Source organism: Acinetobacter endophylla (genome assembly GCF_053543775.1).
On the sequence record NZ_JBLVOM010000239.1, the window covers coordinates 40,887 to 51,997 of the forward strand.

An 11,111-nucleotide genomic window follows, 5' to 3' on the forward strand; every position below is an offset into this window, starting at 1 on the left:
TGTTTTATATCCATAAAAAAGCCGGATGTTAGATCCGGCTTTTTTAATTGAAACATTCAGGGATATTTATGAGGCTTTGGACTGTTTAGATTTTAGAATTTCGGTTCTAAAAGTCTGTGCCAGCTCGGCGCTTTCAGCATCCATTCCATTCACCACAAAAGCATGACGGGTCAGGACATTGGTTGGATTCGGCATGCTCACCAACTGGAAGTGATCACTCACATCTTTCAGCAAGGTGTTCGGTACATGTAAGGCACTTTCTTTCGCGACCAGATGTTGAGTCAGACGCTCAGCGGCCTGTACCGAGCTAAGCTGCATCTCCTCGACTTTAGAGGCAATCGCGCTGCGGGTTTGTAGCACAAAACGTTTTTCTTCACGATAGCGTTTATACAGCACTTCCGAAAGCAGCTGGAACACGGCATTGATCATAGTCAGGCAAGCCAAGGCATTCGGTTTGTCTGCCGCGATACTGATGGTGGCACCTTTTTCATCAAATTTATGTACGGTACAAATATCAGAACTGTTCAACTTATAGCGTTGCACACAGAGTTCAGTGGCTTTATTCAGGAAAATCTGACAGAGATTGAAATAAGGCACCGAAACGGTTTTATTCACGCTATCCAGTAATTGTTTTGGATCATAGAACTGGATGTTTAAGCTCAGGCTATCGCTCTCCAGTACTGCCGGTTTATGTTCTTTTTCTTTGGCTTTGTTTTTCACTGCCTGTTGGGCTTGGGCAATCGCCAGTGCTGCATTATGCTTTTCTTGTTCCAATGCCTGGGTCAGGGTCTGAATCTCGAATTTCAACCGTGATTCATTATTGATGCGCGCCAGATATTCGGTGCGGCTTGGACGTGCCACGGCACGATAAGCGACCCAGAGCAGAGCATGAATGATGAACGAGAACAGAATCGCCAGCCATTGTGTCCGCAAAATTTCACCAATACTTGGCTCAATCAAGGTGATTTCAATCACACCGACTTTTTTCTCGTTTTGCAGCGCATCACGGACAAAAACTTCACCCTCGCGAGTTTTGGTCAGTCCGCCAGTGGCTAAAACCTGAGCTTTCGCATCCAGAATCCGGATCGAAGCTACACTTGGATTGGTGGCATAACGATTTGCCAGCAAAGCCAGAGAAACGCGGTTGGGCGGTTCAAGCTCAGACAGGCTGTCTGTCACCAGTTGACTGGTGATCAGCTGTCCCTGATTGGCACGATTTTCATTCAGTTGGTGAGTGGTTGCCAATACCAGTAAAAAGGTATGCAGAGCAAAACTTACAATCAATAGGCTAGCAAATAGCCCTTGTCTAGGCGCATTCAACGTAAACTTCCAAGGCAATTCTGTTCAATTTCGATTATGATTCTAACAATAGTTGTAGCTCAGACCCGAGTCAATTCATGCGAGAAATCATTCTTATATCATTTTTAGGACCTGACCAGCCTAATCAATTTACACGATTAATGCAGGTTTTGTCCGCCCATTCCCTACAGATTCTAGATGTAGGGCAAGCGGTTATTCATAATCAGTTAACCTTAGGTATTGTTGTAGCCTCTGAAGACCAGACAGCGACAGCATTAGCCATGAAGGAGATCCTGATTCTAGCACATGATATCGGGTTAACTGTGCGCTTTAAACCGATCTCTGCGACTGAATATGATCAGTGGGTCAAAGAGGGTGGACGCACACGTTATATCGTAACGGCATTGGCCCCTGAATTAAATGCCTCTCATCTGCAAGCCGTGACCCAGATTGTCTCGGGCCAGGGTTTTAATATTGAAACCGTGACCCGTCTGTCTGGTCGCCCCGTTTTAGATGGTCAGAGTGCCGGTCCAAAACGTGCCTGTGTCCAGTTTGGCCTCAGTGGACAAATGCTGGATGCAGCTGCCATGCGTGCGGCCTGTCTCAGCCTGTCGAATGAACTGAATGTCGATGTCGCGGTTCAGGAAGACAATGCCTATCGCCGTAACCGCCGTCTGGTCTGCTTTGATATGGACTCGACCCTGATCGAGCAGGAAGTGATTGACGAATTGGCAATTGAAGCCGGTGTTGGTGAGCAGGTTGCAGAAATTACCGAACGTGCCATGCAAGGCGAGCTAGACTTCCAGCAAAGCTTCCGTGCCCGTGTTGCCTTGTTAAAAGGTATGGACGCATCGGTACTGCCGAAAATTGCCGAGCGCCTGACCATTACTGAAGGGGCTGAACGCCTGATTTCGACTTTGAAAGCATTGGGTTACCGTACTGCAATTCTTTCTGGAGGTTTTCAGTATTTTGCGGAATATCTGCAAACTAAACTGGATATTGATGAAGTACATGCCAATGCGCTTGATGTGCAGGATGGTGTGGTTACCGGTGAAGTCAAAGGCCATATTGTCGATGGCGCACGCAAAGCACTCTTGCTCGGTGAAATCGCCCAGGAGATGGGAATTTCCCTGGAACAAACCATTGCAGTCGGTGATGGCGCCAATGACTTACCAATGCTCTCGATTGCAGGACTCGGTGTGGCTTTCCGTGCCAAGCCGCTAGTACGCCAAAATGCCAATCAGGCGATTTCTAGCGTCGGTCTGGACGGTGTGCTTTATCTGCTCGGTGTACATGATAAAGACCTGAACCGTGCATAAATACAGGCTTTGATTGATTTTAAACGCGACCTCCGGGTCGCGGTTTTTATTGCTTATGATCTGAGTGATATAAGGAATAGCTGAAATGTGGCTACAAAAACATCGATCATCTTAAACGGAAAAATAATTTTTTCACTTAAAAAAACTACTGATAATTTTGTAATGACACGCCAACATTGGCGCAGTCATTGATCCACAAAAATGTGAAAAGCAAAAAATGTAATGACAATATAATATCGCGACAAAGTATGTCGTTAGGCTGGATGACAGGACTTTTTTTATGCAAAAAACTCAGCATAATGCAGGCATAGAGATACAAATCAACAGATTTCATTTTATTGATTTAACGAAATTCAATAGATAGAAGCGTTGCAATATCAAGCGGGAACTATCTATCTGGATGGAGGGGGTTATATGGTAACAGCGAATTTAGCAACGATTGTGGGCTTCAGTTTAGTCGCTGTAGCTGTGCTTGCTGTGTTCTTCTCGCCTTATCGTCGCTGGTTAAGCTTTATGGCGGCCGGGATGCTGGTATGGGGCCTGATCGAGGTGATTCGTGTAGGAACTCAAACCTGGTTTGAGCTACCAATGACGTATAGTTACCTGAGCGCGTTAACTGCGGTCATGATGGTCGTGACTGGCCTGTTGTTGCGTGAAGATCGTCGTGCTGAGCGTGCTTTGGCAAAACGCCGTTGCATCGAACATACGCCAGTGTATGAAGACGACCAGCAGCAGCTTTCAAGCCGTTAATTCTACAAGTTGCAATGAAAAAAATGCACCCACGGGTGCATTTTTCAGTTTGGAAATATGATACAAACTGCATAATCCACCTAGCCCAGAACTATGCTAGGATATTTGTCAATTTTCGTACAATTAGAATAGGCATCCTCCATGAAACTGTCGTCCATTCCTGTGTTAAAACTTCCTCTTATTGATATGAGTACAGATCCGCTGGACTTACTGGTCGCAGGTTTAGCTTTACGTATGAAGCAGTTGGCACGTACCAGCCCAAAATTCATTGAACTGGTACATGGGCGTCAATTCCGTATCCAGATTGGTACGGATGAAGGTATGGCACGTCAGATTATTGTGGATAACGGTCATATCGATACCGTTTCTGGTGATGCTGAAAAAGCAGATTTTGTTTTGCAGTTTGCTGACAGTGAGCAGGGTGTGAAGACCTTGGTCAAAGGTGACCCGACGGCATTTATGACCGGCATGCAAAGTGGCACCATTAAAATGGAAGGCGACTTTGGCCTGCTGGTTTGGTTTAACCAGGTGGCAAAAATGATTCCACCAAAACTGCCAAAGCCAGTCAAAGAAAAAGTGAAAATGGTACGTCAGTTTATTAAAGAAAAAACTGGTAAATAAGTTAAAAATCTTTCATCCAACCTTTTCTTTCTCCCTTTGGGAGAAACACAAAGAGGGGTGAAAGGATGAAAGATTTTTTAAAAGAAAAAGTCCTCAATTCGAGGGCTTTTTTACTGAATCATTCAACTTCCAGATTAAACGTCACCGGCCCATCATTGACCAGATGCACTTTCATGTCGGCGGCAAAAATACCGGTTTGCACATGTTCAAACTGGCTTTGGGCATATTCTACCAGCTGCTCATAAAGTGCTTTAGCCTCGGCAGGCGGCATAGCGGGGCCAAAGTCTGGACGTAAACCCTTGTGGGTCTGTGCCATCAAGGTAAATTGTGAAACCAGCAATAAACCACCGTCGGCCTGGGCAACGTTCCAGCCCATTTTACCCTGTTCATCATCAAAGAAGCGGTATTTCAATATCTTATCAATCAGCTTTTTGCCTTTTTCCAGATTGTCATCTTTACCTAAACCTAGAAAAACCAGAATTCCTTTTTCAATTTCCCCGGTGGTTTCACCCTCGACCACAACTTTAGCTTCTAAAACTCTTTGTAATAAGGCACGCATTTTACATATGGACTGATAACGATAGATGGAGGTGATTGTAGCAAGAATAAAATCTGGAGCAGTATTAGATGCCGTTTTTATGAGCTTTAAATATATGAAAATCAATTGATTAATTTTTTTAAATCCATTAAAGCGATTGAATTAATAAAAATAATCTGTTTTATCTATTTATTGTGTTGGCGTATCTTAGCCCATGCAGGAAAGGTAATAAATTGAGAGATTTAGAAATGTTTAAGCGTTCATTACTGGTTGCAATGATTGCAACTGTCACAGCTGCACAAGCTGCTCCTTTAACTAAAGACAATGGCGCGCCAGTCGGTGATAACCAGAACTCGATCACTGCGGGTCCAAATGGTTCAGTACTCCTTCAGGATGTTCAACTGGTACAAAAATTACAACGTTTTGGTCGTGAGCGTATTCCTGAGCGTGTCGTACATGCGCGTGGTACAGGGGCATATGGTGAATTCGTTGCGACCAAAGATCTATCTGATCTTACCCTCGCTTCATTGTTCAAAGCGGGGACTAAAACTCCAGTTTTCCTGCGTTTTTCTACCGTAATTCACGGTAAGGGTTCACCAGAAACTCTACGTGACCCACACGGTTTTGCATTGAAATTCTACACTCAAGAAGGTAACTGGGACTTGGTCGGTAACCAGACACCGGTATTCTTTATCCGTGATGCAATCAAGTTCCCGGACTTCATTCATGCCATGAAGCCAAGCCCAGTAACGAATGTCCAAGATGCTAACCGTGTGTTTGACTTCCTGTCGAGCCAGCCATGGGCAACCAACATGCTGACTTATGTGTATGGCAAGCAAGGTGTTCCAACTAGCTATCGTGAACAGGACGGTTTTGGTGTTCACGCTTACAAACTGTATAACGACAAAGGCGAATACAAGTACGTGAAATTCAACTTCCGCTCTAAACAGGGCGTGAAAGGCCTGAACGTGAAAGAAGCGGCTGAACAGCAGGGTAAAGATTTCAACCACTTGACCAATGATCTATATAACAACATCTATGCGGGTAATTTCCCGAAATGGGATCTATATATTCAGGTGATTGATCCTAAAGATCTAAACAGCTTTGATTTTGATCCGTTAGATCCAACCAAAATCTGGCCAACTGAGCTGGTACCAGAAACCAAAGTCGGTACTTTGACCCTGAACCGTATGCCGAAGAACTTCTTCAATGAGACTGAACAGTCTGCATTTGCGCCAGGTAACCTGGTTCCGGGCATCGAGCCATCAGAAGACCGTCTGCTACAAGGCCGTATCTTCTCTTACTCAGATACCCAAATGTACCGTTTAGGCGCGAATCACCAGCAAATTCCGGTGAACCGTCCAGTGGTAAATGTGAACAACAATAATCAGGATGGCTACATGAATATCTCTGAGCGTGACTCGGATGTGAACTATGAGCCAAGCCGTAAAGAGCCAAAAGCTGCCACTGAAAAAGCACGTGCGGTACAAACACCATTATCTGGTCATGTACAGCAAATTGGCGTGAAAGAGCAGAACTTCAAGCAGGCAGGTGAGCTGTACCGTTCATACTCGGCTAAAGAAAAAGATGACCTGATCATGAACCTTGCTGCTGATTTAGGCGCAGTGAAAGATTCAGAAACCAAGCACATCATGTTGTCTTACTTCTATAAGGCAGATGCGGACTACGGTACACGTATGACCAAGGCGGTAAACGGTAACCTGGCGACTGTTAAAGCCAAAGCTGCAAAATTAAAAGACTAATCCCGATTGGTCTTGAGGAACTGGTGACTAGGGCATAGCGCATCACCTCCAAAAAGTCCTGTAATACTCCAAACCTTTCCTGCACCCTAGGGGGAGTTTTACAGGCACTCCGTTTTTTATCTCATCTCAGGATAATTCAGTCTTTCAAGACTTAAATTCCCCTTCGATTTCTGCTGGAGTTCATCATGAAAGTTATGTCATCTATGTTTTTAGCCAGTATTCTCACGATAGGTTCCGCATTCGCAAACGTGACTGTCGCGAAGGAGATCTCCCCCGCTAAAAGCGTGGACAATATTCAGATGAACTCACAACAGGAACTGGTCGACCTGTTCTTTGCTGCCGCCAAAATTGGCAATAGCGAAGTTATCAACGAATTTTTAAAACATGGCTTTCCGGTCGATGTACGCAATAAAGACGGTTATACGCCACTGATTATGGCAACGTATTATGGCCATCAAGCGATAGTCAGCAGTTTGCTTAAACATGGTGCCGACCGCTGTGCTCGAGACAATCGAGGCAATACGGCCTTGATGGGGGCTTTATTCAAGATGGAATTTGCGATTGCCAAGCAGTTGCGTCAGGTGGACTGTGATGTCCAGGCGCAAAAAACCGGACAAAAGACCACAGCCGAATTTGCCAAGGTCATTGGCCAGGAAAAACAGCTACAGAAACTGATTCAGGAACAGGAAAAAGCTCAGACCAACACCCAGAAATAAACCGGGTTATGCTTCTGATACTTTTGTCGCAAATACAGCCAGCTGTACGTAAATCCTGCATTATTGCATGACTTTTTATGCTTTAATGCAGAGATAAGCACAGCGATATTCCCTTAGTTATGGCCCCAATTATCCATTCTCTGTTAGATACTGACTTGTACAAATTCACTATGTTACAAGTGGTCTTACACAAGTTTCCGCAAACGCATAGTGTCTACCATTTCCGTTGTCGTAATCTGGAAGATACAGTCTATCCACTGACGGATATTCTGGATGACCTGAATCATCAACTGGACCTGCTGTGTCAGCTAAAATTCAAAGAAGATGAACTGCAATATTTAAGAAGCTTACGTTTTATCAAAAGCGATTTTGTGGATTATCTGGAACTGTTCCAGCTCAAGCGCCGTTTCATCAAGGCCAGTATCGACAGTCAAGGCCGTCTGGATATTGTGGTGGAAGGCCCGATGGTTCAGGCGATGATGTTCGAGATCTTCGTACTGGCGATTGTCAATGAACTGTATTTCAGCCGCATTCGCACGCCTGAAGTGTTGGCTGAAGGCGAGCGCCGTTTAAAAGCCAAAATCGAGCTATTAAAACAGTATGATGCTGCGCAAAACCCCAATGATCCACCATTTTTGGTGTCAGATTTTGGTACACGTCGCCGTTACAGTTTCGATTGGCAAAAGCATGTGGTCGAAGAATTTCACAAAGCCGCACCGCATGTATTCCGTGGTACCAGTAATGTACTGTTAGCCAAAGAGCTGGGCATTACCCCGATTGGCACCATGGCGCATGAATTCCTGCAAGCTTTTCAGGCGCTGGACGTACGTCTGCGTAATTTCCAGAAATCTGCACTGGAAAGCTGGGTGCAGGAATATCGTGGTGACTTGGGCATTGCCCTGACCGATGTAGTGGGGATGGATGCATTCCTGCGTGACTTTGACCTGTACTTCGCCAAACTGTTTGATGGCTTGCGTCATGACAGTGGCGACCCTTATGAATGGGGTGACAAGGCCTATGCACATTATAAAAAGCTGAAAATTGACAGCAAAACCAAGATGCTGACTTTTAGTGATGGCTTGAATCTGGAAAAAGCCTGGAAACTGCATCAGTACTTTAAAGACCGTTTTCAGGTCAGTTTTGGTATCGGAACCAACCTGACCAATGATATGGGGCAAACCCCACTCAATATTGTGCTGAAACTGGTGGAATGTAACCGTCAGTCAGTAGCCAAAATCTCGGATAGTCCGGGCAAAACCATGACCGATAATGATACGTTCTTGGCCTATTTGCGTCAGGTTTTTGAGATCAATGAACCTGCTTAAGTCAGTTTGAAAAATTCATAATTTTTAAGAACCGTTTCTATATAGAGGCGGTTTTTTTATGCAAGCTTATTTAACACCAGGGTTTAGCTAAAATCTTGCTAATCATCTGCAAAGAAAGCACATCAGTGTAAAAACCAGCTGTGCTAAGATCAACAGGATTTGACCAATAATAGCCATGATAACGATGACCGCTGCAGCTTTTAATTTTGGCCTGCTGATTGAGGCAGAAGATTTAGTTCCCTATTTGGGCCATGAAAAACTTCGTATTGTCGACCTGAGCCGTGCCTCTGTGTATGAGCAGCTGCATATTCCGCATGCCTTGCATTTAAAGCCTAAACTTCTGGTGCGTCAGGAAGAAACGGCGATGGGACTGTTACCGGATACCGAAGGCTTGCAGGCTCTCATTGATTATCTGAATATTTCTCCTGAGCATCATGTGGTGGCTTATGATGATGAGGGCGGGGCATGGGCAGGGCGTTTGCTCTGGAACCTACATTGTCTGGGTTTTGAAAATACCAGTCTGTTGAATGGCGGGATTCATGCCTGGCTCGGTGCTGGTTTGCCGACTTCTTCCAGTCAGGAGCAGTTTGCACCAGTGAAGAACGTATTGCAGGTTAATCTCGAGCATCAGGCGAATTTTCAGATTGGCTATGATGAACTGCGCCAACAGGTTGAAAATCAACAGGTTCAAATTTGGGATTGCCGCACGCAAGATGAATATACTGGCCTACGTTTAGCGGCTCGACGCGGCGGTCACATTCCGGGAGCACGTCATTTTGAATGGAGTACTGCCCTTAATCGTGAAAATCATTTAAAATTACAGCCTTTACCACGTACTCAGCAGCGTCTGGAACAACTGGGCTTTGATTTGAATCAACCCGTTGTGGTGTACTGCCAGTCCCATCACCGCTCAGGTTTGGCCTATATTCTGGGTCGTTTACTGGGTTGGAAAATTCGAGCCTATGATGGTGCGTGGAGTGAATGGGGCAACCGCCTCGATAGTCCAATCGCTACAGGGGAGCTGCCATCTTGAGCATCACGTCACGTTTAAAACAACAGTTTTTTATTAAAGCTCAACGGTTAGTACCGCAACATCGCTTGTCTCGGGTGGTGGGTAAAATTGCCGCCAGCGAAAACCCGATTATCAAAACTGCTGCAATTACTGCCTTTAAGGCGCAGTATGGTATTGATATGTCGATTGCTGAACAGGCCAATGCCCTTAAATTCAAGTCATTTAATGAATTTTTTACCCGCGCCCTAAAAGAAGGTATCCGTGCGATTGATCCAGATGCCAGCAGCATTGTTTCGCCTGCAGATGGTGCGATTTCCCAGCTGGGTAAAATTGAAAATGGCGATGTGTTCCAGGCTAAAGGCCAGAAATTTACCGTTGAAGCCCTGATTGCTGATCCGCAACTGGCCGAGCCATTCAAAAATGGTGAATTCGCGACCGTGTATTTGTCGCCACGTGATTATCATCGGGTGCATATGCCATTTGCCGGAACATTAACTGAAACGCTATATGTTCCAGGCGAGCTGTTCTCGGTAAACCAGGTGACCGCAGAAAACATTCCGGGCCTGTTTGCACGCAATGAACGTATGGTCTGTCTGTTTGATACTGAAATCGGCCGTATGGCGGTGGTATTGGTCGGTGCGATGATTGTGGCGGGTATTGAAACCGTGGCAACCGGCAAAGTGAAGCCTTCAGGCCGGATCGAACTTAATCAGCATGACCTATTCCTGGAAAAAGGGGCAGAACTGGGTCGTTTCTACCTCGGTTCAACAGCAGTGATTTTATTCGAAGAAAATAAAATGCAGTGGGATGCCGCATTCAAGGCCAATTCTTTGGTGAATATGGGTGAAGCGCTGGGGCATACGCTGTAATACTATTCCTCCTCCCTTTGGGAGGAGGCTAGGTGGAGGGGCTTTTAAAATAACCTCTTCCTTGCGAAGCAGTGCTTCTCACCTCCTAGAAGGAGAGGGAACTTCCCCCTTTCTAAAGATGGATTTAATTTTTAGCTAATCCCTCCCAGCCTCCCTTTTAAAAGGGAGGAGCTAAAAAGAAATAAAAAAGCGCCATCAGGCGCTTTTTTTATTTGGCGGATTCAAGCGGCAAGTGCAACAGTATAAAAACCAGCCATAACTTCACTAGGCGTATACCAACCTAGTGTTTTTCTAGGACGATGGTTGAGTGCAAATTCTATCTGCTCTATTTGTTCGTTTGACACGTCATCAAACGATGATGATTTTGGCAGATATTGCCGGATTAAACCATTCGTATTTTCATTCCTTGCTCGTTGAATAGACTTGTAAGGATCAGCAAAATACGTATCTATGCCGGCATCAGTGATTCTTTTGTGTTCGGCAAATTCCTTACCATTATCAAAAGTAACACTATAAGCATGGCTCATCCGTAAACGATCTAATGCACAAGTAATCGTTTGAGAGGATGCTCTCGTTGGCCCTAAATGAACAATATGTACGTACAGGCTCTTTCGATCAACGAGAGTTAATAAAGCACCTTTATGATGTTTACCAATTACAGTGTCACCTTCGAAATCTCCTAAACGTTGTCGTTGATCAATGACCTGGTCTCGGCAATGAATACTTGTTTTATCAATGATTTGCCCCCTACGATCCGTGTTTTTGTAACCTCGTTTTCGATATTTCTTCTGATGCCTTAAATGTAGGTGGAGTTTACCGCCTTTTGATTTATCTTCATAAATGTACTGGTAAATCCACTCATGTGAAGGTACATCCAGCCAACCGCGTTGTGTTAAAGC

11 protein-coding genes are annotated in these 11,111 nt (G+C 44.9%); 8 read left to right on the plus strand and 3 right to left on the minus strand.

Going from position 1 to position 11,111, the window contains the following annotated elements; all coding sequences use genetic code 11:
• Positions 1-66 precede the first annotated feature (66 nt).
• Positions 67-1,320 carry a hypothetical protein gene (locus ACNPNW_RS09925; RefSeq protein WP_312328558.1) on the minus strand — a complete coding sequence of 418 codons (1,254 nt, stop codon included), beginning with the start codon at positions 1,318-1,320 and terminating at the stop codon, positions 67-69.
• A gap of 77 nt (positions 1,321-1,397) precedes the next feature.
• On the opposite strand from ACNPNW_RS09925, the gene serB reads away from it, so the two are divergent.
• The 3 genes from serB to ACNPNW_RS09940 all read left to right on the plus strand — a co-directional run bounded on the left by serB (position 1,398) and on the right by ACNPNW_RS09940 (position 3,989).
• Positions 1,398-2,618 (plus strand): phosphoserine phosphatase SerB, encoded by a 1,221-nt coding sequence (serB, locus tag ACNPNW_RS09930; RefSeq protein ID WP_313564014.1) that lies wholly within the window; start codon positions 1,398-1,400, stop codon positions 2,616-2,618.
• A 414-nt stretch (positions 2,619-3,032) separates the two neighbouring features.
• The gene (gene aciT, locus ACNPNW_RS09935; protein ID WP_004647188.1) at positions 3,033-3,368 is read left to right on the plus strand and encodes a ciprofloxacin tolerance protein AciT; all 336 of its coding nucleotides are present in this window, start codon (positions 3,033-3,035) and stop codon (positions 3,366-3,368) included.
• Positions 3,369-3,509: 141 nt separating this feature from the next.
• A complete protein-coding gene (locus ACNPNW_RS09940; RefSeq protein WP_004647189.1) occupies positions 3,510-3,989 on the plus strand; it encodes an SCP2 sterol-binding domain-containing protein in 480 nt (159 codons plus the stop codon).
• Positions 3,990-4,107: 118 nt separating this feature from the next.
• Here the strand turns inward: ACNPNW_RS09940 and dtd are convergent, their stop codons facing one another.
• Positions 4,108-4,548, minus strand: a complete 441-nt coding sequence (gene dtd / locus ACNPNW_RS09945) for a D-aminoacyl-tRNA deacylase (RefSeq protein WP_005245638.1) — start codon at positions 4,546-4,548, stop codon at positions 4,108-4,110.
• A 227-nt stretch (positions 4,549-4,775) separates the two neighbouring features.
• Between dtd and ACNPNW_RS09950 the strand changes: the two genes are divergently transcribed.
• The 5 genes from ACNPNW_RS09950 to asd all read left to right on the plus strand — a co-directional run bounded on the left by ACNPNW_RS09950 (position 4,776) and on the right by asd (position 10,212).
• Entirely contained in the window at positions 4,776-6,290 is a 1,515-nt protein-coding gene (locus ACNPNW_RS09950; RefSeq protein WP_005094943.1) for a catalase, read from the plus strand.
• A 185-nt stretch (positions 6,291-6,475) separates the two neighbouring features.
• Complete coding sequence (locus ACNPNW_RS09955) at positions 6,476-7,006, plus strand: ankyrin repeat domain-containing protein (protein ID WP_448766963.1); 531 nt, start codon at positions 6,476-6,478, stop codon at positions 7,004-7,006.
• Positions 7,007-7,125: 119 nt separating this feature from the next.
• Positions 7,126-8,331 carry a nicotinate phosphoribosyltransferase gene (pncB, locus tag ACNPNW_RS09960; RefSeq protein WP_004281262.1) on the plus strand — a complete coding sequence of 402 codons (1,206 nt, stop codon included), beginning with the start codon at positions 7,126-7,128 and terminating at the stop codon, positions 8,329-8,331.
• A gap of 184 nt (positions 8,332-8,515) precedes the next feature.
• Entirely contained in the window at positions 8,516-9,364 is an 849-nt protein-coding gene (locus tag ACNPNW_RS09965; RefSeq protein WP_005094948.1) for a sulfurtransferase, read from the plus strand.
• Positions 9,361-10,212 carry an archaetidylserine decarboxylase gene (gene asd / locus ACNPNW_RS09970; RefSeq protein WP_448766964.1) on the plus strand — a complete coding sequence of 284 codons (852 nt, stop codon included), beginning with the start codon at positions 9,361-9,363 and terminating at the stop codon, positions 10,210-10,212. Before ACNPNW_RS09965 ends, asd begins: the two co-directional genes overlap by 4 nt.
• Before the next feature lie 221 nt (positions 10,213-10,433).
• Here asd and ACNPNW_RS09975 read toward each other — a convergent pair.
• The coding region (locus tag ACNPNW_RS09975; RefSeq protein WP_411691960.1) for an IS30 family transposase at positions 10,434-11,111 on the minus strand (678 nt) is incomplete at its 5' end.